The 24,952-nt window shown below is 53.2% G+C and carries 18 protein-coding genes; 1 reads left to right on the top strand and 17 read right to left on the bottom strand.

From position 1 onward, the window contains the following. Positions 1 to 288: 288 nt before the first annotated feature. The 6 genes from cls to MHI42_RS30945 all read right to left on the bottom strand — a co-directional run bounded on the left by cls (position 289) and on the right by MHI42_RS30945 (position 3,988). Positions 289 to 1,743, bottom strand: a complete 1,455-nt coding sequence (gene cls, locus MHI42_RS30970; protein ID WP_076244590.1) for a cardiolipin synthase — start codon at positions 1,741 to 1,743, stop codon at positions 289 to 291. Beyond that, a complete protein-coding gene (locus MHI42_RS30965) occupies positions 1,725 to 2,324 on the bottom strand; it encodes a TetR family transcriptional regulator (RefSeq protein WP_342421669.1) in 600 nt (199 codons plus the stop codon). The genes cls and MHI42_RS30965 overlap by 19 nt, the downstream gene beginning before the upstream one ends. Positions 2,325 to 2,606: 282 nt before the next feature. Then, positions 2,607 to 2,981, bottom strand: coding sequence for a hypothetical protein (locus MHI42_RS30960; protein ID WP_342421668.1), 375 nt, complete (start codon positions 2,979 to 2,981; stop codon positions 2,607 to 2,609). A gap of 73 nt (positions 2,982 to 3,054) precedes the next feature. Then, positions 3,055 to 3,216: a hypothetical protein gene (locus MHI42_RS30955; RefSeq protein ID WP_342421667.1), complete on the bottom strand. Its 162-nt coding sequence runs from the start codon at positions 3,214 to 3,216 to the stop codon at positions 3,055 to 3,057. After that, positions 3,165 to 3,422: a hypothetical protein gene (locus MHI42_RS30950; protein WP_342421666.1), complete on the bottom strand. Its 258-nt coding sequence runs from the start codon at positions 3,420 to 3,422 to the stop codon at positions 3,165 to 3,167. Before MHI42_RS30950 ends, MHI42_RS30955 begins: the two co-directional genes overlap by 52 nt. 194 nt (positions 3,423 to 3,616) lie before the next feature. Beyond that, on the bottom strand, positions 3,617 to 3,988 hold the full coding sequence (locus tag MHI42_RS30945) for a helix-turn-helix domain-containing protein (RefSeq protein WP_171717234.1): 372 nt from the start codon (positions 3,986 to 3,988) through the stop codon (positions 3,617 to 3,619). Between the two features lie 202 nt (positions 3,989 to 4,190). Here MHI42_RS30945 and MHI42_RS30940 point away from each other — a divergent pair, with 202 nt between their 5' ends. Next, entirely contained in the window at positions 4,191 to 4,772 is a 582-nt protein-coding gene (locus tag MHI42_RS30940) for an NAD(P)H oxidoreductase (RefSeq protein ID WP_171717359.1), read from the top strand. Positions 4,773 to 5,170: 398 nt separating this feature from the next. On the opposite strand, the gene MHI42_RS30935 is transcribed toward MHI42_RS30940, so the two are convergent. The 11 genes from MHI42_RS30935 to MHI42_RS30885 form a co-directional block, all read right to left on the bottom strand. Continuing rightward, positions 5,171 to 6,664: a glycoside hydrolase family 20 protein gene (locus tag MHI42_RS30935; protein WP_342421665.1), complete on the bottom strand. Its 1,494-nt coding sequence runs from the start codon at positions 6,662 to 6,664 to the stop codon at positions 5,171 to 5,173. A 71-nt stretch (positions 6,665 to 6,735) separates the two neighbouring features. Further along, a complete protein-coding gene (locus MHI42_RS30930) occupies positions 6,736 to 9,576 on the bottom strand; it encodes an alpha-mannosidase (protein ID WP_342421664.1) in 2,841 nt (946 codons plus the stop codon). A gap of 5 nt (positions 9,577 to 9,581) precedes the next feature. After that, positions 9,582 to 10,580 carry a glycoside hydrolase family 130 protein gene (locus MHI42_RS30925; protein ID WP_342421663.1) on the bottom strand — a complete coding sequence of 333 codons (999 nt, stop codon included), beginning with the start codon at positions 10,578 to 10,580 and terminating at the stop codon, positions 9,582 to 9,584. A gap of 82 nt (positions 10,581 to 10,662) precedes the next feature. Next, positions 10,663 to 11,982, bottom strand: coding sequence for a glycoside hydrolase family 125 protein (locus MHI42_RS30920; RefSeq protein WP_342421661.1), 1,320 nt, complete (start codon positions 11,980 to 11,982; stop codon positions 10,663 to 10,665). 229 nt (positions 11,983 to 12,211) lie between these two features. Next, complete coding sequence (locus MHI42_RS30915; RefSeq protein ID WP_342424840.1) at positions 12,212 to 15,418, bottom strand: alpha-mannosidase; 3,207 nt, start codon at positions 15,416 to 15,418, stop codon at positions 12,212 to 12,214. A 17-nt stretch (positions 15,419 to 15,435) separates the two neighbouring features. Beyond that, a complete protein-coding gene (locus MHI42_RS30910; protein ID WP_342424839.1) occupies positions 15,436 to 17,730 on the bottom strand; it encodes a glycoside hydrolase family 3 N-terminal domain-containing protein in 2,295 nt (764 codons plus the stop codon). Positions 17,731 to 17,763: 33 nt separating this feature from the next. Then, positions 17,764 to 18,687: a carbohydrate ABC transporter permease gene (locus tag MHI42_RS30905; RefSeq protein WP_171717238.1), complete on the bottom strand. Its 924-nt coding sequence runs from the start codon at positions 18,685 to 18,687 to the stop codon at positions 17,764 to 17,766. A 29-nt stretch (positions 18,688 to 18,716) separates the two neighbouring features. Next, positions 18,717 to 19,643 (bottom strand): ABC transporter permease subunit, encoded by a 927-nt coding sequence (locus MHI42_RS30900; protein ID WP_042138936.1) that lies wholly within the window; start codon positions 19,641 to 19,643, stop codon positions 18,717 to 18,719. A gap of 90 nt (positions 19,644 to 19,733) precedes the next feature. Then, entirely contained in the window at positions 19,734 to 21,239 is a 1,506-nt protein-coding gene (locus MHI42_RS30895; protein ID WP_042138937.1) for an ABC transporter substrate-binding protein, read from the bottom strand. Between the two features lie 195 nt (positions 21,240 to 21,434). Then, complete coding sequence (locus MHI42_RS30890; protein ID WP_342421660.1) at positions 21,435 to 22,952, bottom strand: response regulator transcription factor; 1,518 nt, start codon at positions 22,950 to 22,952, stop codon at positions 21,435 to 21,437. Next, on the bottom strand, positions 22,945 to 24,771 hold the full coding sequence (locus tag MHI42_RS30885) for a histidine kinase (RefSeq protein ID WP_342421659.1): 1,827 nt from the start codon (positions 24,769 to 24,771) through the stop codon (positions 22,945 to 22,947). Before MHI42_RS30885 ends, MHI42_RS30890 begins: the two co-directional genes overlap by 8 nt. Positions 24,772 to 24,952 lie beyond the last annotated feature (181 nt).

Genomic DNA, 24,952 nt, shown 5'->3' with positions numbered 1-24,952 from the left:
TTCAGTAAACAATGCAGCAAATGATGAATTCAGTTCCAAGTGGAATTTCGGAAATAGTTGCATACTGTACAATTAAAAACAGCGAAAAGGCAGGCTTGAGTCTTATAACTGTAGTCTGTACAACTAAATTTGCCCGAATGGGTGAGAATCAGGCCGTAATCGCAGTTTAATTGTACGAATTACAACTAAACGGAGAATCGGTTGAAAAACATAACTTTTAGTTGTACAAAGTGCAATTAAGCATACTGCGTATACCGTAACCGGGTCACTGCAAACCTCAGTCTTCTTCTATAGAATAGGCGACAGCAGCCGCGATATCCCTTCCTTCAGCTTAATCATAAGCGAACGCTCCTTGTACCGCTCGGGCGTAAGCTCAGAGCTTAACAGGCTGTCCTGCAGAAACAGGTCCTCAAGCTGTGCGGCAACCTGCCGGTCATATACAATGGCATTGACTTCGAAGTTCAACCGGAAGCTGCGGGAGTCGATATTCATCGTTCCTACGGAGGCGACCTCCCCGTCTGCCACAATGGTCTTGGCGTGCAGGAAGCCGTTCTCATAGAGCAGGATTTTGGCCCCATAATTGAGTAAATCGCCGGCATACGCCCAGGTAGCCCAATACACGAACGGGTGGTCAGGTTTGTTCGGGATCATGATGCGCAGATCTACCCCTGAGAGCAGGGCGATTTTGCAGGCATCCATGAAGCTGGTGTCCGGAATGAAGTAGGGCGTCTGGATATATACACTTTTTCTGGCCGATAAAATGAGCTTGATGTACATATTCTTCAGATGCTCGGTCTCCGAATTGGGGCCGCTGGTGATGATCTGAACCGGGCTTGTCCCTGTATGGCCCCCAGTGTAAAAGGAGAATTCCTCGTAATCCCCGCGCTTATGCTTCCCGGCCTGATGCCAGTCCAGAATAAATCTGCCTTGAATATGATTGACGGCATTCCCGGTGATCCTGAGGTGGGTGTCCCGCCAATAGCCGAATTTCTTATCCAGCCCGAGGTATTCATCTCCGACATTGAACCCGCCGATATAGGCGGTCATGCCATCAATTATGCACAGCTTGCGGTGATTCCGGTTGTTGATCCGGAAGTTCAGCGGTCTGAGCAGAGACGGGAAGAACACCTCCACCTCTCCTCCTGCTGCACGTAATTCTTTGAAGAACCCGGGTGCAATCCGTTTGGAGCCGACTTCATCGTAGAGCAGCCGCACCTTCACGCCTTCCTCTGCTTTGCGGGTTAATGCATCCCTCAGCTTCCTCCCCAGGGCATCCGGCTGAATGATGTAATACTGAATATTGATCTCTGTCCGGGCAGACCGGATATCCTCGAATAATGCGTCGAATTTCTGATGCCCGTCACTGTAGATAACGATGTCATTATCACTGGATAAAAGACCATGCGACGATCTGATATTCATCGTGATGAGCTCTGTGTATTTCTGCAGCCAGGGAGATATCTCCTGGACTTCGTCATGCAGCGAAGCCAGCTGCCGGTCTGTCTCAGCCTGGACAAATTCCTGCTCTTCAATGAACAAATGATAGAAATTCTTCTTCTTCAGATTCCGCCCGAAAAAGATATACAGAACGAACCCCAGGATAGGAATGAAGAACAGAACCATCAGCCAGGCCCAGGTGTAACCCGCCTCTCTCCGCTCAATGAACAGGAACCCCAGCGCCAGCAGAATATTTATGAATGTGATGCTTGAAATAATAAGTGTCGTTATACTTGCGAATTCCATGCCCTGTCCCCCTCTCGTGCGTAAGCCTCAAACCCTCCCGTGACTAATACTGCCACCTTACGGGCGACTTCCTCTTTGTCCATACGGATCTCCCCGGCCACCCATTGAACAGCTCCTTCATGGATAGCCTGGGCAGCAAAAGATGCCATTATTTTCCGCTCATCTTCCGTATAGAGGTTGTCCAGACCGTCCAGCAAATAAGCCTTGAGCGCAGTTAACATCTTATCTCTGAGCTGCGGTACGACGAATGCTACATAGCTACTGCGGCAGCTCATCTCCGGCTGGTCATAGAAATCGCACACGGCCAGAACAAGCTGCCCGATGCTGTCCGGATCAACCTTCACTTGCCCTGCAGTGTATTGTCTGATGGCTGCCGATGCGGAGTCCCCCATCATGTAGTCCAGTAATTCGTATTTGTCATTAAAATGTGCATAGAAGGTAGCCCGGTTCACCTTAGCCCGTTGGGTGATATCGGCAATCGTGATTTTCTCGAAATCCTTCACGGACACCAGCTCGATAAAAGCACCCGCCAACGACTCCTTCGTATGCGTCACCCGTACATTCATTACTTTATTCGCCATAGCATCCTCCCGCCCGACAATAGGTACGTCTTGTTGCTATAGCAACATCTGCACCTGTTTTGTTGATTGTTGCGCTGCCTGATCAGCGGTATATTCTGATTAAAGCAACACGCGTTAATTTAATATATCACAACGAAGGAGAGTTTAAACCATGAAAACTATTGTTATCGTCGGTGCAGGACCCGGATTAGGTCTGTCGTTAGCCAAAAAAATTCGGGGAGAACGGATTCAGGGTAGCCGTAAAAGTAAAAGCGGTAAGACATCCCTTGACAGGGTAATGTCTTACCGCTTTTTTCTAATAATTATATTCAGACTAATAAGTACAATCATAGCTATATTTGCTATCAGCACGCCAGTATAAGCATCCGATAAACGGGTCCGGTGTACCCATAGCTTAACAATTTCACCCGACACCCCCATTTTCATTAAATAGGGTTCCAATCCCTTTGTAGTAAGCTTATCACCGTAGACCAGCGGTATATCAATAATATCGTTGCTTCCTATTTCGGGAGTGAATTCAGCCCATAATTGTTTGGCCCATCTGTCATATTTATAGCTGAATACTTCGTCTGATTCACGGTATTCCCACCTGTAATTCCACGCAACAACTAATATCCCCAGTGTAAGGATGCTGATTAATAGAATTTTAAATTTCAATAGGCCGCCTGCTCTCAGGACAATAAGTCTATCCGTTGGATAGGCTTATGTCCGTTATTATTCACTCACCCGCTCACTCCGGCAGCTGAAGCAGCTCATCACGCAGCTGACGATAAGCAGCATCCCAGCCCATTTTGGCATAAAAGCGGAGCGCATCCAGCCCTTTGAAATACCGCGCACCGGTCAGCCGTTCATGAAAGTCCGGGATGATGATCCCCTTTTCAAACTCTCCCAAGCAAATTCCGTCTCGCCCTCCTCATCCAGCCAGCCGTAGCCTGCTATGCCCGAAATATCAGATGAAGAAATCTCCAGCAACTGGTCAAAAAATAACTCACGGCATTCCGCGAACTCAGCCGCACTCAGCTGCTCGGCAACAAACCCCTTCGGTGTCATATTCACCTTGTCAGACAGCAGCGATTTAAGAAAATTATCTTTCCCCATGTTCATCTCACCTTTTCCCATACACTAGAATATACCAGCTGCGCATCTGATAACAGAATCATACACCCTGAAATTCCAGGGAGATAGGCAATGAATTCCTTAAGGTAACTTTGCATAGGCTGCCATACCGGTCACGAGCTAATAGAAAAACCGCCATCCCCTCATCAGGTCTGACGGTCCTCCCCTCACACAGCTTAAAACTCTTCCAAGACCTTGGATTTGTCACCATAAACCTTATCCAGGTGATCCTCTCCCCAGTAACATAAAAGATCCAGCGCAGGCTTTAATCCCCAGCCGTAGGGTGTTAACTCGTACTCCACTCTAGGCGGGATTTCTTTAAATATTTTCCGGGCAATAATCTCATCCTTTTCCAGGCCTCTTAGCTGGGTGGTCAGCATTTTTTGTGTAATGCCGGGGATGAGCCGCCGCAGCTCGGACGTACGTTTGCAGCCTGTCATCAAATGATAGATGATTAGAGGCTTCCATTTCCCGCCCATGACTTCTAATGCCGCTTCTACTCCGACTTTATATTTCTTTGGAGTGCTATTATCACTCTGTTCTGTCATTGCTTATTCCTCCGTCAAAAAGCTGTGTATATGCCGGGAATATACTATCGGGTGCAGGGCACTTCAATGTTCCTATGGTACCTTTCTCATCCTATAGAACATGAAAGTGCGTACTTCCAGACTCTTTTATTCCTGTTTATAATAGCATCAGCCACTGATCATGGCTACAAATTGGCGGTTCAGAAAGGTAGTGACGATACAGATGAACGTATTAATCGTGGTTTCGCATCCAAGACAAGATTCCCTGACCTTTGCGGCTGCCCGCCGTTTTGCACAAGGTCTTACAGAGGCTGGACATAGCTATGAGATATTGGATTTGCACGGGATTGGCTTTGATCCTCTTTTGCAAGGAGTAGATGAGCCTGACATGTCCCTTGAGGAGCAATCCTTCTCACCTGAGGTGGAGAGGGAAATGAAGCGGTTGAAGGAGCATGATGCCCTGGCCTTTATTTTCCCTGTCTGGTGGTGGCATTTACCGGCCATGCTGAAAGGTTATATAGACCGGGTATGGAACAACGGATTTGCCTACGGCAAGAACCAGCTCCATCATCAGCAGGTGTTGTGGATGGGTCTGGCGGGCGTTTCGCAGGAACAGATGCGCAAGCGCAACTATGATGAAACAATTGCCCACCTGCTCAATGTAGGAATCGCAGATTATTGCGGTATCTCCAATTCCAGGGTTGAGTTTCTATACGAGACAACCTTAGATTCTAATCCCCGGCATTATGAGCTGCTGCTTAACCAGGCCTATCAATTAGGTTTGAATTATGCGGAGGAACAATGACCCGATTGGTGAACAGGGTAGAGCCTACAGGTATTCATTTGCTCAACCAAAACTTGGCGTGCTCTTCATGACTCTAACCCCACAGCCAGCTGGGAGGACTGAGATTCCGCTATTGGAGCTAATTAGACGGATTCAGTGGTCAAACGGACTCAGAATCGCTTATATCGCCGAACCCCCTCCATTTCAGGCCCGAATGAACTAGATAAGCGATTCTCAGTCCGCTTCATCCTGATAAGAAGGTTTTTGAGAGATATAACGGATTCTCAGTCCGCTTCACTCGCAGATTTGAGTTCTCAACGGAATTTCACAGTGTAGTTTCTCAACAGTAAAAAAAGCTGCCCCAGCAAGCCTATTGAAGGCTTGCTGGGGCAGCATTGAATTTCTAACTATTAACCGCGTCAGATGAACTCCGCGTAACCGGCCAGCTTCTGCTTCCCCAGCCACGCTCTCTCCGCCATAGCGCTAAGCGGCCCGCGGATTCCGACTGCCACTTCTGCTTCGGTCTGCGCTTCCGGCTTGTCGCTCCAGATGGAGAAGGAACAGCCGATTAACTCACGCGGATAAGAACCCGCGGGATATTCCTGCTTCGCTCCGCCGGACCGCTGCGGGAACAACCCCGGATGCCATGAATTGCAGATTTTCTCTCCTGTTGGATACGTATAGCCTGCATGCTCACCCAGTACGTAATAAAAGTAGGCATCATTGAAATTAATCACCTGATGTCCCTGCGCAATGATCTCTTCAACCGGGGCCATCATTTCATGCCATTTCGTCCAATACGTAATTTGGATGGAGGATTTAGGCGTTATTCTCTGGATCTGATCCCCACGGTACAGTCCATCGTTCCAGGCGCGGACGATCCATCCCTTGGACTCCAGATGTTCAGCCACACCGTTAAGGTAGTCAATATAAGTGTCCACACCCGTCCCGCCGCTGATGTTCAGTACATTCTCCGCATACTCTGCCAGCTGTGGATATTCCCCGAACTGCCCGAAGTTGATAAATTCATCGCCACCGATATGAAAATGAGTGCTTCCGGCAAATAACTCCGCGTACTCGTCGATCAGCTCCAGCACGAATTGCTGCGCAGCGGCATTCGTAATATCCAGCGCGCCCGGGGCAACGGCTCCCGATGAATTTTTAAGCAGCCAGTCCGGATGTGTCCGCAGGGCTTGTCCCAGATGGCCCGGCGAATCCAGTGAAGGAATAACAGCAATATGATATCTTGCGGCCGTATGAATAATCGCCTTCATTTCCTGCTTGGTTAAATATTCGTCCGACATTACCTCAGGATGGCTCTCGCTCATCAGCCTGAAGCCTTCATTCTCGGAGAAATGCAGCTGCAGGGTATTCAGTCTAAGCCGGGACATCTCCCTGATCCTGTCCATGATCCATTCGGCGGTATAGAACTTCCGCCCGATGTCAATATGCAGCGCCCGCTCCGGCATCACAGGGTAATCGGTGATTCTACCGTACGGCATGAAGCCGTCAGCCACTAGCGTCTGTATCACCGTCCGCAATCCATACATCACAGCAGTTTCGCTTGGGGCCGTGATGTGCACAAACTTGCCGATTTCAATGACATAACCTTCCCGGCTGTCCATACCTCTGCCTACTCCGCTGTCGTTCAATTCAATGACAATATCTCCAGAAGACGGTGTCTCACACTCTCCATAAAGTACAGACAGGAGATGGCCGGATGGAGTCAGACTGTCTGCATATTCCGAGAGAACAATGAAAATCGTGTCATTGAGGACCCTGTTTCCCTCTGATCTGATATTGTCTACAATCCTAACCCGGGATTGTGCTGACAGTCTCCATTGCCCCTGAGAGGCCTTCATATACTGCTGCACACCCGGGAACGGACTCTGATCACTGCTTAGCTTATCCAACTGAGGGTCACCTCCTGCTTCTACTTCTACTTCTGCTTCTGCTTCTACTTCTACTGCTACTTCTGCTTCTGTCAGTCAAGCCGGATGCCAACGGTTAGTATTTCATGTCCGCCCAGCTGTAGCTGAAGCGCATTTGCTCCGCCTTGCTCCAGCAGCCCAGTCTCAGCCGCAATATCCGCAACCTTAGCTTCCAGCACATTTGATGTGTAGAAGCCCGTTGCCGGCAGGTCTGTCTCCAGCTTCAGTTCACAAGACTGGCCGGTCATATTGAACCAGCGAAGCAGCAGATCCCCGCTCTCTTCGTTCATCTTGAGCGAAGAGAAGGCGGCAGCCGTGCCGCTCCAGCGGACAGCCGAGTACACGGCTGGAATGGTTCCTGTATGAACCTCCGCCTGGGCGCAGGTCCAGGGAATCTGGAACTGGTAGGCTGCAGCCGCAGCACCAGAAGCTACCGCGTCCCCGCTATGCGGAATAAGCAGCAGCTCCGCCATATGTTCCCCCTGGCACTGGGCTTCCGGCGTAGGGAACCAGCCCCAGTCGCCCATCTCTCCGACACAGCGGAGCAGAGTAACAGCGATAGTATTGCGGCCGTCATGCAGAATTTCATATTCATGGAGTCCGAGATTAGCGACCGTAAGCCCCGCATGCTCCTCCGCCACATCCACAAAGCTCTGCTGATGCTGCGCATTGCTCGGGTTCAGCCACTCCGGCGCCGGTTCATTCGGCCGCTCCGCCAGCTCGAACATCGAGTCTACACGGTGGGAAGCTGCGGCCAGATCTGCAGGGAACAGCATCCGCAGACGGTGATCCTTCGCCGTATTATGGATATAACTCTTGAATTCCAGACCTTTACCGCTGCGTTCCAGCCTTAACACTGTCCGTAGCTTAAGCAGAACCTTGTCCGCTGAGCGCTGCGCCTGCCGCTCCGGATAATAGACTAGCGCACGCTGTTCTTCTTCCAGCACGGCATCGGCGGAAGCCGGAATCTCCCATTCATGGACGATCTCTATAGATGCCCGGTATGGCGCATCTTCGATGATGTTGATATCAGCCCTCAGCCCCCGGGTAGTCAGCGGAACTTCACCCGCAGGCTGTCTGTACATATATTCGTTGCCGATGTCCCCGGTATTCTCATAGACACCAAGATCACGGTATACTTTGCCGCTTGGCTTATGCTCCAGCGTGAAGGAACCGTCGGCCATAATCTCAACGCGCAGCGTGTCGTTCTCCAGAATACGTCCGCCGTGGACAAGCGACGCTGAGGCCCCGGCACCTGCCGGAATCTCCGTCCCGTTCGTTGCGGCACCACCCGCTGCGGCGGACCCTGCTATGCCTTGGCCAGATTGACCGGCAGCGGCCCCTGCCAGCGGGCGGACCCAGGCATAAGCGCGCAGTCCCAGCGCTGGCACATCCGCCGCTTCGAAGGTCAGCTGCACCTTGCGGCAGCTGTACGGCTGCCGGAACCGGTCATCCGGCAGATCATAGCCGAATGACAGCCCCAGGTCCTGAATCGTACAAGGCACTTCGTTGCCTTGTTCATCCACCAGGACACGCCCGCTCAGGTCAACCGCCTTCATCCGGCGGGCGTTCTCTTCAAGCGTGTGGCCTTCGCGCAGATACAGGCGTGCCGCGTCCAGCTCCACGCTGACTGTACCCGTGCGGCTCCAGCCGCTTGTATTCGTCACAACGAGCGGAATGGCAGCTTCACCATACGCGGCGAAGCCCGATGTGTCCACCGCCGAAGTGATCGCCTGCATGCTGTCCGCCACGATGCCTTCGGCAGTGTGACGGCTCTTGTCGAACCGGGTTACCATCTCCCGGTGCACTTCGTCTACACTGCAGCCGCAGATGGAATCATGCGGATGGTTCTGCAGCAGCGTCTTCCACGCGTAGGTCAACAAATGCTGCGGATACTCCCCGCCGTGCAGCCTGGCGATAACGGCCAGCGGCTCGGCGACCTTCTCCAGCAGCGCCTGGCCCCGCTGGTTCAGCTGCTTCAGGTACACCCGGGCGGACGCTGTATTAACCAGCGTCCCCCAGCCGTCTGTGCGCTGGCTTCGCAGCTCGCCCTTAACCGTGGAGAGGCTGCGGCCGGCAAGAGAGTGCTGCACAGCCTTAATATAATCGGCAAAGTTCGAATGAACGAAGGATATCTCCGGGTACAGCTGCTCTGCAGTCCGGATCGCCTCCGGCAGATCGGTCTGCAGCGGCTGATGATCGCAGCCGTTCATGAACAGCAGCTGATCCGTGGCCGCATACTGCCTCGCATCTGCCAGCTTGCGCTCCCAGAAGGTCTTCGCCTCCTCCTCCCCGGCTGGAATCTCATTGCCGTTCGAATACCAGTTGGCGAACAGGATGCCCAGCACCTTGGACCCGTCCGGCCCTTCCCAGACCAGCTCCGAGAACGAGGATTCATAGCCGTCGCTAGAGACCGTATTGTTGAAGCCTGTCGGCTTCACCCCGCGCCCGAAGAAGGCATTGGTGATTCCGGCCTGTACCATGAGCTGCGGAATTTGTCCGGTCAGGCCGAAGGTGTCGGGGAAATAGCCAATCTTCGATACCTCCCCGTAGACTCCCGCGTCCTGATGCCCGATCTGCAGATTGCGCACATTGGCTTCCGGACTGGTCAGGAAGGCATCCTGCAGAATATACCAAGGCCCGATATAGATCCGTCCTTCACGGATATGGCGTTCCAGCCGTTCCCGGTTCTCCGGGCGGACCTGCAAATAATCTTCTATAATGATCGTCTGTCCGTCGAAGAAGAAGCTCCGGAATCCCGGGTTCTGCTCCAGCGTGTCCAGCAGGCTGTCGACCAGCCGGATCAGCCGGAGATGATGGCGTTCATAAGGAAGATACCATTCCCGGTCCCAGTGCGTATGGGAGATGATATGCGCCGTTTGTTGTTTGTCCATGGCTGTTACACCTCAGTCTCCAGAGGATATTCCTCCATATAGTTAAGCAATTCGTCCACGGTGGTGAAGGCCAGACCCGTAACCGTATCTGCACAACCGTAGTAGATGGCAATCCGTCCTGTAGCCGCATCCGTCAAAGCCGCGCAAGGGAAGGTCACATTCGGCACATCGCCCACACATTCGTACAAGGTTTCAGGGCCGAGAATATAGTTGCGTGAGCGGGCTTTCACCTTCCATGGCTGATCCAGATCGAGCAGCGCGCAGCCCATGCGGTAGACAAACCCGTTGCAGGTGTTGATTACGCCGTGGTAGATCAGCAGCCAGCCCTTATCGGTCTCAATCGGAATCGGACCCGGGCCAATCTTCTTGGACTGCCAGGCGGAGGCATCGCCGTTCACCGTGCCCATCACATAGCGGTGCTTGCCCCAGAAGGTAAGGTCAGGGCTTTCGCTGTAAAAGATATCGCCAAACGGAGTATGCCCGGTATCGCTTGGACGGCTGAGCATAGCATAATTGCCGCCGATCTTGCGCGGAAGCAGCACCCCGTTCCGGTTATACGGCAGGAAGGCATTCTCCAGCTGATGGAACGTCTTGAAATCAAACGTATATGCCAGTCCAATCGTCGGCCCGTGATAGCCGTTGCACCAGGAAATATAGTAACGGTCATCAATTTTGCATACCCGGGGATCGTAGCGGTATTCCCGCTTGATGATTTCCTCATCGCCCTGGAAGACGATAGGCTCATGATTAATCTTCCAGTTCACCCCGTCCTCGCTGAACCCGGCAAAGATATCCATGCTGACCGATTTGGAATCGCAGCGGAAGACGCCGGCGAAGCCGCCCTCAAAGGGAATGACCGCCGAATTAAACACACTGTTCGAGTTCGGGATCGCATCCCGCTTAATGATCGGATTGGCGGAGTATCTCCATACAGGCGCATTACTGTCCGCCGGTTTCTCCTGCCAAGGGATATTTGACAATGTTTCTCCAATAATTGTACTCATGCTCAGGTCTCCTTTGTATATGAAAAAGTGCTTTACACAATCATAATTAGCTTCCTGTATTCTGTATCCATGCAGGCCGGAACTAGAGAATCCCTTCCTGCAGCGCCCGCCAGACCAACTGGGAGAACAGGCTGTTCGACCAGGCGAACCACTTGCGGGTGAACACCGACGGATCGTCGGCCAGGAAGCCTTCATGCATATAGCCGGTATCCGCGTCCGTTGCTTCAAGCATGGCAATCACCGCCAGCTTCTCTTCCGAACTATCCGCCGTGATTCCCTGCATGGACAGCGCCATATGCCAGATATAACCCGGAGGGGTATGCGGACTGCCGATTCCCTTGGCGGCTTGGCCTTCGTAATAGAACGGATTCTCGCTGCTCAGCGCAAAACGTCTAGTATTCTGATAGATAGGATCGTCGTTCTTCAAATACCCGAGGTACGGAATGGACATCAGGCCCGGTGTTCCGGCGTCATCCATCAGGCAGTAATTGCCGTAGCCGTCTGTTTCGTACGCATAGATCGGCCCGAATTCAGGGTGGCGATAGATACCATACAGCTTGATGCCGTGATCCACCTCTTGCTCCAGCGCCTTCAGCTCGGCCAGGAAATCCAGATCGCGGAACACCCACTCGGCGAAATCCTGCATCTGGCGCAGAGCCACCACAGCGAACATATTCCCCGGAATGTTGTAGTGGAAATCGCAGGCATCGTCGCTGGAGCGGAAGCCGGACCAGATCATCCCTGTGTAGTTGACCGGCATGCCGAGGCCGCCGCCCCGGATCGAATCCTCCATAATCCCGTTATTCCGGGTGAAGCGGTACGGGGATTGTTCAGCGTGATGCTGCTCCCGCTTGAAGAGATCGGTAATGGTGCGCAGCATTTTTTTGAAATCAGCCGTGAAGATATCCGATCGCTTCGTCTCCTCCCAATAGGCATGGGCCAGCCGGATCACGAAGCATAGCGAGTCAATCTCGAACTTGCGCTCCCACACCCAGGGCGACATCTCCGTCACATCCCCGGCATTCCAGTGCCAGTCGTTAGCCGTTTCGTTGAATGCGTTGGCGTAAGGATCAATCAGCACGTACTGCGTGTGGCGCTTGATCAGCCCGCCGATCATACGCTGCAGCTCAGGATCTTTGGCGGCAAAAGGCACATAATGAATGACCTGCTCGACCGAATCGCGCAGCCAGCAGGCCGGGATATCGCCCGTAATGACAAACGTGGTTCCATCGTCAAGCAGCTTGGTAGTAGTCTCCAGCGTGTTCGGGAAACAGTTCCGGAACAGGCGCTGCAGCTTGGGCCGGTGGGCCAGCTTCTCTTCGGCCTCGGCCAATACGGCCTGAATGGATGTCGGGAGCGGCAGCTCCGGCATCTGAATCTGGGGAAGTCTGAATTGTTCCAAGGTGATAGTCTCCTTCGGCTTAATCTATAGGGTAGAAGCTGATTTTAAGGTACTAACTTAAAGTTAACTCGTCACTGCGGTGAATATTTGGACTTCCGGCCGCTGTTGTCCCCAGATTTCTTGATTCAACCCGCTTTTCGCGGTGGAAATCCGGTGACAAAGGCGGACGCTGACGCTCCTACAGTTCCAAAATCCCCCTCCGTTCCTTCTCACTTTTTGTTATTATCTTTTATTCAGCTAATTCTGAATGAACAATTTTGATGGTCTTGATCTCGAACGGGTGGAAGTCTAGCGTCAGCTCTCCCGCCTCATCCGGCAGCAGCTCTGTCTCTTCTTCCAGTGCATTGGACAGGTATATCGCCGAATGCGGCAGCGGCCAGCCAAGCTTGACGGTCTCGCGTCCGCCAGCGGATTCATACAGCCGCAGAATACTGCCGCTTCCGTCTTCCGCCAATTTGACTGTATCCAGGATAACCTGCTTCCCGTCATAGGGGAGGAATGAGCCTGACGGCGGGAGCTGGCCTGCACTTGAATCACAGGCAACCGCATAGGAAGTGTGATTCAGCTCAGCGGCTTTGCGGAGGGTATGCGCCCCGCGCCAGTCTCCGGTATGCGGATACAGCGAATACGTGAATTCATGTGTGCCCAGATCCGCGGAATGATCCGGCCAGCGCGGCGCGCGCAGCAGCGACAGACGGATGGTACTGCCCTGCGTGTCATAGCCGTATTTGCAGTCATTCAGCAGGCTGACACCATAGTCATGCTCAGACACATCGGCATAGCGGTGCCCGCAGACTTCATATTGCGCCTGCTCCCAGCTGGTGTTGCGGTGCGTTGACCGTTCCAGCGCGCCGAACGGGATCTCATAGGTCGCTTTGCTGGTTACTACATCTACCGGGAAGCCGACCTTCAGCAGCTTATGGGCTTCATTCCATTGGACCTTCGTCTTGAAGTCGATCCGCCGGTCACTGTGATACAGGATCAGCTCCTGCTCTATTTCGGATTGGCCGATGCTCCAGCGGAAGTACAGCACATCGCTTACGGGGCCTGAGGACAGCAGCTTCTGCTCCAGCAGAACAGCTTCTCCGGCAGGCTGCTCCTCATACCGGCTGTCTATATCCCAGGCATCCCATAGGATAGGGCGGTCATGGAAGAAATGCAGCCGGTTCAGCCGCTCTCCGGCCTTGACAATCTCACGCCCGGCTTCCTTATCGTACAGGCTGATGATCTCGCCCTGTTCATTGAACCGGAGCCGGTAATATTCCGTCTCCCAGTCCTTGCCGAACGAAGCTGCAACCGAAGCTTCATTAGATGCTTCAATCGGTGTCGGCACATCTCCGCTATCTCTGCCAACCCCGCCGTTACCGTCAACTCCGCCATCTTCGCGCAACGCTGGCTGTTCCTCATCTCTCAGCCACACGGTAACATACCCGAATGCCGGAACCTCCGGCACCCGCACGCGGAGAGCAGCTGGCCCGTCTGCTGTAACCGGCTCCGCGGCCAGCCGCATTCCGTTCCGGTCATATACGGCGGCAGCAGTGTTATCCGCTCCGTCTCCGGCAGCCGGGAGCTCAACCACCATATCCCGGGCCCAGCCCAGACCGTTCAGGACGACATAAGGCTGGCCCTCTCCACGGGTATCGATATCCGATACGGCGGCCTCCATGACCGACTTTAGGCTGCTATCTCCAAGAGCGAAGATGCTCTGATACTCCTTGTCCGAGGTCTGATAGACCTCGGGAATCGACGAGCCGGGAATAATATCATGGAACTGGTTAAGCAGAATCAGCTTCCAGCCTTCATGCAGGTCCTGCCCGATCTCTTCCCGCTGCTGCGGCTGCAGCTGGTGTCCGGCCAGCGTCTGCCATAGTTCCGCTTCCCTGTACAGAATCTCGGCCTTGCGGTTATTGCGCTTGTTCCGGGCATGTGTGGTATAGGTTCCCCGGTGCAGCTCCAGATAGAGGTCGCCCTGCCAGACCGGCAGCTCAGGCTTCGCCTGCTCGATGCCTGCGAAGAAATCTGCAGCCGTGCTGTAGCCGGAGGCTGGCTGGCCCACCATGAGCTCGGAGCGAGAGAGATATTCAAGCATCTCCCGGGTCACTCCGCCGCCCCCGTCCCCGTGTCCGTAGAGAAGCATTTGTTCGCTGTGCACGGCTTTTTCACGGTAGGACTGCCAGTGCTCATGAATATCCTTCGGCAGCGTACTCTCATTCACTCCGTGGTTCATATAAGACAGAAGTGCCGTTCCGTCGATGCCTACCCAGTGGAACAAATCATAAGGAAACAGATTCGTATCATTCCAGCCCAGCTTGGTCGTCATGAAATAGCGGACCTTGCCATGCTTCAGAATCTGCGGCAGGGAAGCGCAATACCCGAAGGTGTCCGGCAGCCATTCAATCTCGGATTGCCGCCCGAACTCCTCCTGATAGAACCGCTGCCCGTACAGCATCTGCCGCATCAGGGATTCCCCGCTTGGAATATTCAGATCCGGCTCCACCCACATGCCGCCCACCAGCTCCCAGCGTCCTTCCCGTATCCGCGTTTTCACCTTCTCATACAGCTCAGGGTCGTTATCCTTCAGATATTCGAACAGCTGCGGCTGGCTCTGAGCGTAGCGGTACTCCGGGTATTCCTCCATCAGCGCATGAACCGTCGAGAAGGTCCGGCTGGTCTTCCGCACCGTTTCCCTCGTGGGCCATAACCAGGCAATATCAATATGTGACTGCCCGACCATATGAATGAAGCCTTCGCTGTTGCCGCCAATTTCCCGGACTTTCCCGGTCAGCTCCTGCTCAATGTCTCTGATCCCGCCGCTGTCCCTTGCTGCTTCAGGCCCCATAAGGACAAAAGCATCCATCGCCTGATACAACGCCTCCAGGATACGGACGCGCCGGAAATCCTGTTCCGGCAGCAGCAGCGCCGAATCACGGATCACGGTAACGGTATACATCAGCGACTGCACCGGCAGGTTAACCCTGACGAGCGCAGCGGTTATAGACCGGACCGGCGGCTGAATCACCGCCTGCTTATTCAACGGATCATCCGGCTCGGGAATCGGATCGTAGAGTTCGATCTCAAGCTCCGGGTTTCTTCCGTCGGCAACAGGGTCAAGTGAAACGAAGGTATGATTGCGGTCCAGCCCCTGCCGGGAAGCTCCGCCTACACTCAGCAGCCCTTCTCCGCCGGAATGGAAGATGATCCCTGTGTCCGCACCCGTCCAGTCCGCCGGAATATCAAGCGTCGTGCGGAACATATAAGTCGTTCCCTGTACGCTCGGGAACAATCCGAAGGCTTCGCTGCCCAAATACGGCTGTAATTCGTCATACTGCCCCGGCTGCCGGTAGGTTGTGGAGAAGACCTTCCAGTCTTCAATCGCCCGATATTCCAGCCATTGCGCTTGTGAACATTCACGGATAAACCTGTCTATTCGTTCCATATCTAATCGTTTCATCCCTAATCCTCCATGACGGCAAGCTCTATATCGAGCGTATCGTTGACGTTCCTTCCTACTCCGATCCGGAAGATCCCCGGTTCAACAACCCGCTTGTACTCCGCCCCGATATAGCTCAAGTGTTCAGCACTGAGCCTGAAAGTGACCGTCTGCTTCTCTCCCGGTTCCAGGTAAATCTTCCGGAAGCCCTTGAGTTCCTTGGCCGGTCTGGTCACCTTACTGACCCGGTCGGAAATATATAACTGAACGACCTCCGCGCCTCCGCGTAAGCCTGTATTCTCCACTTCCACCGTAACTTCAGCACTTCCGTCCGCCTGGATTTCAGCAGGCTCTACCTGCAGCCCGCTATAGCTGAATTCGGTATAGCTGAGCCCGAAGCCGAAGGGATAACGCGGCTGCGAATCCCCTTCAAGATAACGTACACCCCGTGAACGTTTGCCCAGATAATAGACGGGCAGTTGTCCTACGTCCACCGGGAGCGAGAGGGTCAGCCTGCCGGACGGATTCACATCGCCGAACAAAATGTCCGCAATGGCATGGCCGCCCTCCTGCCCGGGATACCAGGCTTCCAGAATGGCATCCGCCTGCTCATCGATCCAGGGCTCGGCAATAGGACGGCCGTTGATATATACGACTACCACCGGCTTGCCGAGTGTCTTCAGCTCCTTCAGCAGCTCCAGCTGAACGCCGGACAGATGAAGCGACATCCGGTCTATGCCTTCGCCGCAATCCATATCGCTAAGCCCATTCTCTGTTACCTTCGAGGCACCGGTCCGCAGATCAATGCTGCCCTCGCCAAAGTCTCTGGCGCTCGACCCGCCCAGTGCGAGTACGATCGTATCCGCCCAAGCCGCTGCCTGGAGCGCAGATTCGAACCCCTCGGTGGAACCGTCTTTGATCCGGCAGCCGGGCGCATAACGTACCCGCTCCGGCTCAGCGGAGAGCTTGGCCCGTATTCCGGCCAGCACCGTCGCCACCCGGTCACGCGGCTGCGGGGAGGTGTAATCCCCGAGCTGATTGTAGCCGGTATCCGCGTTGGGTCCGATGACAGCCACTTTTCCTGTGGCCGCAGACAAGGGGAGGATACCGTTATTCTTCAGCAGGACAATTCCTTCTGCCGCAATGCTCCGTGCCAGCTCCGCATGTTCCGGGCTGCCGATCACCTGCACTGCCCGGTCCGGATCGGCAAACGGCTGTTCGAACAGGCCCAGCCGGAACTTCAGCTCCAGCACACGTGCAGCCGCTTGATCCACCAGCTTCTCATCCAGCCGCCCGGAACGGAGCGCCTCCAGCAGATAGCCTCCGAACATGACGCCCGACATCTCCATATCAATACCGGCGCTTAGCGCCTGCACTGCCGCATCTTCCCCGCCGTCCGCTGTATCATGGCCCGAGGCCAGCATGTCGATAGCGCCGCAATCGGTAATGACCATGCCCTTGAAGCCCCATTCGCCGCGCAGGATATCCTCCAGCAGCTCCTGATTGGTTGTGCAAGGCACTCCGTCAATCTCGTTATAGGCTGGCATGATGGATACTGCACCGGCTTCCACCGCTTTGCGGAACGGGTACATATCGACCTCCAGCAGCTCCCGCTTGCCGATATGCGCCGGACCTGCATTCCTGCCGCCTTCCGAGCTGCCGTAAGCGACAAAATGCTTCAGTGTCGCCCCGACACTGGACCCGCTGTCAAGCCGGTCGCCCTGGAGTCCTTCCACAGAAGCTACAGCGAATTCGCCTATGAGGTACGGGTCTTCCCCGTAGCATTCCTCGGTCCGGCCCCAGCGCGGATCACGCACCACATCAAGCACAGGCGAATACGTAACTGCACCGCCTTGAGCCCGGGTCTCCAAAGCTACTGCCCGGCACATCTCCCGGTACAGATCGACATTCCAAGTGCTGCCAATCAGCAGGGGAACCGGAAATACCGTCGCCCCGATCGCCATATGCCCATGCGAGCATTCTTCGCCGATCAGCAGGGGGATGCCCAGCCTGGAATGCTCCAGCACATAACGCTGGATGGTATTCACCGCTTCGGCTCCGGCCCGCGCCCCAAGTCCGCTCTCCAGGGTGACCCCTGTCCAGGGATCTGCCCGCAGTGTGCCATATAATGCGCCGATGCCGCCTTCGCGAATCTGGCGTTTGAAGTCTTCTGTCAGTTCTATGGTTCCTTCTGTATGATCATAGGTCTGCCACCCGAATAGCTGAACGAGCTGGCCAACCTTCTCTTCCGGCGTCATCAGCCCCAGCAGATGTTCAGTCCGCTCCTTGACGGGCTTCGCAGAGTCTTTATATAACATTTTGGCTCCCACACCCTTTCTCCTGTTGTACTCCTACTCTTTAACAGCACCCACGGTAAGACCCTGGATGAAGTAACGCTGGAAGAACGGATATGCAAAAATAATCGGCCCGGTAGCCAATACCACCATCGCCATACGCGAGGTATCCTGCGGCATGTTGCGGAGGGCTTCCAGACTTAATGAACTGTTCTGCGAATTCTGCATTATGAACTGCATACTGGTCTCAATCCGCATCAGCATCGACTGCAGCGGCACCAGATTCGGATTATCAATATAGAGCAGGGCATTGAACCAGTCATTCCAGTACCCCAGGGTGCTGAACAGCCCGATCGTAGCGAGGCCCGGCAAGGACAGCGGCAGCACGATTCCCAGGAAGGTGCGGAACTCTCCGGCGCCGTCAATTTTGGCCGACTCAATCAGGGCATCCGGTACGCTGGTAATGTAGAAGGTCCGCAGGATCATAATGTAAAAAGCATTGACGGCCAGCGGCAGCACCAGCGCCCAAATGGTGTCCTTCAGACCCAGCATCTGTGTCACCACAATATAGGTAGGAACCAGCCCGCCGTTAAACAGCATGGTGAAAAACGCAAAAAACGCGAAGAAATTGCGGTATTTGAAGCTTTTACGTGAAATGGCATAGGCATAAAGTGAAATAATGATCAGGCTGACAAGCGTGCCAATGACCGTTACGGCAATGGTTACCCCATAGGAACGGAGCAGCGTGTCCCCTGAGCCAAATACATATTTGTAGGCTTCCAGACTCCATTTGGCCGGGATTAACTGATAGCCGTCCCGCGCAAGCGCCCCTTCGTCAGTGAAGGAGATGAGGACTACGAACAGGAACGGGAAGATACACAGTAAGGCAAAGCCTCCGGCGATACAGTTGAAGATGATATTCCACACGGACGACAGCCGGTGGAAATCGCGCGATTTCACAGGATTAGCATTAGCAGACATTTGGATGACCTCACTTTCCTTCTTTTTCCCTAGAATAATGCACTGTCCTTATCGAATTTACGCACGATGTAATTGGAGGTAAGCACCAGAACGAACCCAACCACCGATTGATATAAGCCCGCAGCCGTACTCATTCCAATCTCGCCGGTAGTCTTGAGTCCACGGTACACGTACGTATCGATTACGTTGGTCACACTGTAGAGCGTCCCCGAATCTCTCGGCACCTGATAGAACAGCCCAAAGTCGGCATAAAATATCTTCCCTATAGCAAGCAAGGTCATAATGGTGATGATCGGCTTCAGCATCGGCAGCGTAATACCGCGGATCTGCTGGAATTTGCTCGCCCCGTCGATCATGGCCGCTTCATAGAGGGACTTGTCTATACCCATAATTGCGGCGAGATAGACCACGCTGTTATAGCCGACAGCCTTCCATAGAAACACGAATATAATAATGAACGGCCAGTATTTCGATTCCGAGTACCAGGAGATATTGCTGCCGAACATTGCGTTGAGCAGCCCCCGCTCCGAGCTAAGGAAGCTGAACGCGAAGTATCCCACAACGACCCAGGACAGAAAGTATGGCAGGAACATGCCTGTTTGATAGAGCTTGGCAAGCTTCTTGTTGGCAATCTCGGACAGCACCACCGCCAGCAGCACTGACAGGATCAAGCCAAGGACAATGAAGGCTATATTATATAAAAGAGTATTGCGTGTGATCAGATAGGCATCATTGGTGCTGAACAGAAACTTGAAATTATCCCAGCCGACCCATTTGCTGTTGATGATGCTGGCCCAGAAGCCATCCCGGCTGAAGCGGTACTCCTTAAATGCAATTACCGTACCCACCATCGGCAGGTAGGAGAAGAATAAAAACCACAGCGTGCCCGGGAGAACCATAAACAGCAGCACTTTATTTTTCAACACATCTTTGGCGGACTTCCCTATTTTCCCCATACTCTTAGTTCCTCCTATGCCGGAAAGTTCTTCCGTTGATACAAAAAGACCAGGCCAAGTCTAATCACCCGCCCGGTCTTGAATTGAATGCTACTTATTGTTCGCTGCTTTCCAGGCGTCGATCTGTGATTGGGCTTCTGCGATGATTTTATCCAAACCGGCGGCTTTTAATTTCTCATTGGCCTTGGTCAGGTATTCTTCCGAATCTACAGATCCGGTCATCAGCGGTGCCCAGAATTCTTCCTTCACGTTCTGAACGGCGGCGATTTCGTTCGTCACCTTGGAAGTATCGAAGTTGAAGCCGAGCAGCGGTGCATTGATACCGGCATCATTGAACTTCTTGAATTCTTCCCATTTGTTCTCAGGGTCGCCTTCATTCAGATAGTTGATCATAATGTTGCCCAGGGAGAACGTCGGCATATCGTAGTTCTTCGCATCCGGTAGATTCTTGATCATGTTGTCGCTGATTTTCTCGTAATGGACGCCTTCAATACCGGAGTCAATCATGTTGCGCAATACAGGGTCTGTATTCAGCAGGTTCAGGAATTCCATGGCTTTCTCAGGATACTCAGAGTTGGCGGAGATGGCCTGCATGGAGCCCATGACGGACCAGTTGTAGATATAAGGCTGACTGGCTGGTGTCGACACAACCGGATACCCGTAGCTTACTGACCACAGATTGTCGGCCATCGGCTGGGTGGAGGCACGGTCGGTAAACCATTTGCCGGCTTTGTACAAGTCATCCACCGACGATGTAGTGGCTACTTCAGGAGAGATGTAACCCGCCTGATAGAATTTGCGGACGGTCTTAAGCGCTTCCTTGATTTCAGGAGTCTCAAGGATGTTGATGACCTTGTAGTCCTTGGTGTCCATATATACTGCCATCGGCATCTTCTCGATCACATAGTCAAATGGCATAATCGGCATGAAGTCCTTGACCATAGCGTACGGGGTCACTCCAGGCTCGTTTTCCTTGATGGTTTTGAGCAGCGGCTCCAGATCGGCCATCGTTTTCACGCTGGTCAGATCCAGCTTGTATTTGTCCAGCAGCTCTTTGTTGAAGCGGAAGACTTCTTGAGCCGGAAGCTCTTTATTGGCAGGAATGGCATAGTTATGGCCGTCCACCTTGGAGCCTTCCAGGAACGCCGGATCAATAGTGTCCACAATTCCCTTGCCCTGGTTCTTCAGCAGATCATCGAGCTGCAGGAACGCGCCCTTGCGTGCATTCTGCACATAATCGAAGGCCCAGGAAGAGGTGAACAGGATGTCCATAGGCTCGCCCGAAGCAGCCATGACCTGCATTTTTTGCGTATAGTCCCCGAAGTCGAGCATTTTGATATCGAGTGTTGCGTTAATTTTTTCAAGCGTGTATTTATTGACTTCTGTGAGCACCTTATCCATATCCTTCTGCGGTGGCCCGATAGTATACCAGATCAGCTCTACAGGTTTCTCCGTAGACTCGGCAGCTTTGTTGCCTCCTGAAGCCGCTTCCCCGCCTGCATTGTTCTTACTGTCCCCCCCACATGCGCTAAGCGCCAGTGAAACGGTTAAAAGCGTTGTCAACAACAAGGAGAAGTGTTTCTTTTTCTTACTCATTTGCCGTACCCCCTTTTAATTAGCCGTCCGGAAATTCAGGCCTGCCGGGCCTTCCCGGCTGCAGGTTTCCATGAGCTATACCTTTACTTTATAAGATGAAAGCATTTTCAAATAGAAGAGAAACTATATATATTCAGGTATGAAATAAAGAAATTAACCCCAAAACATAACATATATCTATCAATAAGGAGCTGCTTAGAGCAGCCCCTTGAATTCTGTCGGTGAGATGCCAACGTATTTCTTAAATTGTTTATAAAAATAGCCCATTTCCCAGTAGCCGACACTGCGTGCGATCTCATGTACCTTGTTGTTTGTCGAACGAAGCTGCTCTTTTGCTTTCTCAATCCGGTAACGGTTCAAATATTCTGCAAAGGAATCACCGGTCATTTTGTGAAACAGCTGGCCCAGATACACGGGGTGAATATTGAACATGAAGCCCAGCTTCTTCAGTGACAGATCCTCACTGTAAGATTTCTCAATGTAATTCAGCACCTGGTTCACAACCGGACTCTTCAGCTCACGGTCCAGCAGTTCGATGATGCTTCCGGCCGTCTGCATGACTGCGGCGGACAGACCCGGCAGCGAATTCGCCCTGTGGATCTCGTTCAGCCCCTGCGCAATAAGCTCCCGCTCCATTTCACTGCGGATCTCCTTAATCAGCATGCGGAAATACAGAATCCACTCCAGGGAAATCTCCCGGAGCAGCTCAGGGGTCAACCCTTCCATACATTTCGCAGAGAAATACAATTCGAGCCGCTCGGTCAGCGCCGGAAGATTCTTGGCCATAATTAATTTCGAATACTCGCTCCAGTCCTCCGGCAAAGCGGCTTCAATATCCTCCTTGCGCTCCTTCAGCTGTTCATAATAGATCAGGCTGCGCTCCGGGTAGATCTCCAGGAATTCCTGAGCCTGCTTCGCCTGCTCATAGCTGGCCGGAGCAGCCTGCACCCCGTCCATGACGGCTCCAACCGCAGCGCGCAGCCGCTGGCCGGGGGAGCCCAGGCCCGTGATCTCCTCCAGAATGGAAGCCATCTCTTCCTTCCCTTTGCGTTCGTCCGCGAAATTATGTATGAGCACCAGATCATTGTCCGAGTCCCAGAACATGAAGAACGAAGCGCGGGTACCGAGGAGAGCGGCGGCATTCTTCCGGAAGGCTTCCGTTTCCGGGTCTGCCTGGACCAGAGCAACCTCCACATACCGGCTGCTGATTGACAAGCCCAGGAGATTCAGCCGTTCGGACAGTTCCTCCGGATCAATCTGCTTCCGCAGCCAGCGGAGCAGCACATTATCCTTCAGTACGGAGTTCGTATACTCCGACCACTCTGTGTCCAGCCTGGAGACATTCAGCTTCTCGGCAATCGTCTCCAGCGTGCTCTGGAATTCCTCCAGATTGATCGGCTTGAGCAGATAATTCTCAATCCCGAGAGCCAGGCCTTCTTTGACATAGATGAATTCATCATATCCGCTCAGCACAACCACCTTCAGCTCCGGACGGAATTCCTGGACCGCACGGATCAGCTCCAGGCCGGTCATCACGGGCATGGAAATGTCGGTTATGAGAATATCCGCAGGCACCTCCCGCAGCTGCTCCAGCGCCTCCTGCCCGTTCTCGGCTTGTCCCACAATCGTAAGGCCCAGCTGCTCCCAGTCCAATATATCCTGCAGGCCGCTAAGAATGAACGGCTCATCATCGACAATAAACACCTTATACATGATCTGTCTCCTCCTTGACGGGATATGGAAAAGTAATAGTGACCTCGGTTCCGGCCCCTGCTTCACTGGCCAGCTCAACCCCGTACGGTTTGCCGTACATCAGCCTTAACCGCTCATGAATGCTCCGCAGCCCGAACGACTCTGATCCGGACAATTCCCGGTTATCCTCCAGTCCCAGCCGGAGCTGGTTCAGCTTCTCCCCGGCAATCCCCAGGCCGTTGTCCGTGACAACAACCCGTATATTGTTGTGATCATCCGGATGGACCCTGATGGTGATCACGTTGCCGGTTTGTCCGGTGCGCATGCCGTGCAGAATATAATTTTCGATCACGGGCTGAAGGGACATTTTGAGTACAGGAATAGGCTCCAGCTCTTTACTGCATTCAATGGTATAGGAGAAACGGTCCTTGTAACGGATCCGGAACAGCTCCAGATACATACGGCAGGCTTCCAGCTCATCCTTGAACGTATACTTCACCTTCGGACGGACATACGATTTGAACAGCACAGACAGGCTGTAGATCATCTCGCCCACATCCTTCGCGCCGCTCGAAATAGCCCGCATCCGTATAACCTCCAGCGTATTATAGAGAAAATGCGGATTCACCCTTGCCTCCAGGGTAGCGATTTCCGTATGCTTCTGCTTGATTTCAGCTTTGTACACCTGATCAATGTACTGGTTCAGTTCATCCAGCATGCTGTTGAAGCTCTTGGCAATCTGGCCCAGTTCATCCTCACGGTTGTCTATAATCCGGGTGTTCAAATCACCGTTTTTCACTTTGCGGGTGAAGCGGATAATGCGGTGCGTCCGTTTGGCAAAATTCGAAATAAACATCGCCGGCAGCAGCACGGCGAACAGAATACAGACGAGGGCAATCGTAACAATAGTATTGCGTGCGCTGCTGTAGGTTTCGGCAAGCTCCTTCTTGGAGATCAGGCTGACCACCGTGTAGCCGGCCTGGCTCTGGGTCAGGCTGGTGACCACCATTCCGCCCATGGAGATTTCCTCCCCGGAGTTCGCCCCTTGCAGCTGCAAATATTTCCGGCCGTACCCTTGACCCGAAGTGTCAAAGATGACTTCATTCTGGGCAGAGAGCACAAGAATCTCGCCTTTGAAATCCTGCTTATAATTATTCATCGCCTGCCAGATCGATTCGGAATCGAAGTAGACCAGCAGCTGGCCGATATTGAGCAGCGATGACTTATTGGTAATGGGAATCTTCACCGAGAACATAGGGGTTCTCTGCATGCCGATGCTCTTCAGCACCCAAATATTCGGCACGGACACCAGGCTCTCCTCATCCAGAACCATCGAATCCGGGACAAAGGAATGGGCCGCGTTGGTAGATATCCGTTCAAACTGCCTGCGGTTGTCATAATAGTACATCACCTGCTGATTGGCACTGTACAGCATCAGGCTGCGGATATCGGGATCATCGTCGATCTTGTTCTGGAAATACTGTACGGCGTTAGAGGTAGTCTGATCCCCGAGCAGATAGCGGTCCAGCCGGTGCTCGACATATTCGCCGAAGGGATGCTCCAGCAGAAATGTGGTGTTGCTCGCCAGACTCCCGTCCCGGTAGACATCACGCATCATGTCCTGGACGGACTGGTATTTGTTCTCCACATAGTTGCTGATGCTCTCCATCGTCTTGCGCTGGATATCCATCTGCCGCTGCACCGCAGAATCCGAGATCAGCATCAGCACCAGATACGAGAAGGCAATAATCGTTGCAATGAAGATACAGGAGACAATAAGGGTGAAGCGCATAAACATATTATCTTTAAAATACTTGCGGTACAGGGAATTACTTCGCATAATCCACCTCCTTCAAGTTTGTCAGCCTACTCTTCCGTGAAACCACTTCGTACAAACTCACTTCGGAAGCATTGGCTTCAAGTTTGTCAGCTTACGCTTATCATTATGATACACAAGAAGCGCTCCCCCCTAAATACTGTTCAGGGGGTGAGCGCCTTGTTTATGGCTTGAGCCGGCGGTC

The sequence above is a fragment of the Paenibacillus sp. FSL E2-0178 genome, assembly GCF_038593005.1.
In the GTDB taxonomy this organism is placed as follows: domain Bacteria; phylum Bacillota; class Bacilli; order Paenibacillales; family Paenibacillaceae; genus Paenibacillus_AQ; species Paenibacillus_AQ phytohabitans.
Note: the sequence above shows the minus strand (reverse complement) of the source record. Positions and strands in the feature narration are given on the sequence as shown.

Excerpts from the sequence above, each read along its gene's own strand:
- cls (WP_076244590.1), bottom strand. The coding sequence starts at position 1,743 with ATGGAATTCGCAAGTATAACGACACTTATTATTTCAAGCATCACATTC.
- MHI42_RS30965 (WP_342421669.1), bottom strand. The coding sequence starts at position 2,324 with ATGGCGAATAAAGTAATGAATGTACGGGTGACGCATACGAAGGAGTCG.
- MHI42_RS30950 (WP_342421666.1), bottom strand. The coding sequence starts at position 3,422 with ATGGGGAAAGATAATTTTCTTAAATCGCTGCTGTCTGACAAGGTGAAT.
- MHI42_RS30945 (WP_171717234.1), bottom strand. The coding sequence starts at position 3,988 with ATGACAGAACAGAGTGATAATAGCACTCCAAAGAAATATAAAGTCGGA.
- MHI42_RS30940 (WP_171717359.1), top strand. The coding sequence starts at position 4,191 with ATGAACGTATTAATCGTGGTTTCGCATCCAAGACAAGATTCCCTGACC.
- MHI42_RS30930 (WP_342421664.1), bottom strand. The coding sequence starts at position 9,576 with ATGGACAAACAACAAACGGCGCATATCATCTCCCATACGCACTGGGAC.
- MHI42_RS30925 (WP_342421663.1), bottom strand. The coding sequence starts at position 10,580 with ATGAGTACAATTATTGGAGAAACATTGTCAAATATCCCTTGGCAGGAG.
- MHI42_RS30915 (WP_342424840.1), bottom strand. The coding sequence starts at position 15,418 with ATGGAACGAATAGACAGGTTTATCCGTGAATGTTCACAAGCGCAATGG.
- MHI42_RS30910 (WP_342424839.1), bottom strand. The coding sequence starts at position 17,730 with ATGTTATATAAAGACTCTGCGAAGCCCGTCAAGGAGCGGACTGAACAT.
- MHI42_RS30905 (WP_171717238.1), bottom strand. The coding sequence starts at position 18,687 with ATGTCTGCTAATGCTAATCCTGTGAAATCGCGCGATTTCCACCGGCTG.
- MHI42_RS30900 (WP_042138936.1), bottom strand. The coding sequence starts at position 19,643 with ATGGGGAAAATAGGGAAGTCCGCCAAAGATGTGTTGAAAAATAAAGTG.
- MHI42_RS30895 (WP_042138937.1), bottom strand. The coding sequence starts at position 21,239 with ATGAGTAAGAAAAAGAAACACTTCTCCTTGTTGTTGACAACGCTTTTA.
- MHI42_RS30890 (WP_342421660.1), bottom strand. The coding sequence starts at position 22,952 with ATGTATAAGGTGTTTATTGTCGATGATGAGCCGTTCATTCTTAGCGGC.
- MHI42_RS30885 (WP_342421659.1), bottom strand. The coding sequence starts at position 24,771 with ATGCGAAGTAATTCCCTGTACCGCAAGTATTTTAAAGATAATATGTTT.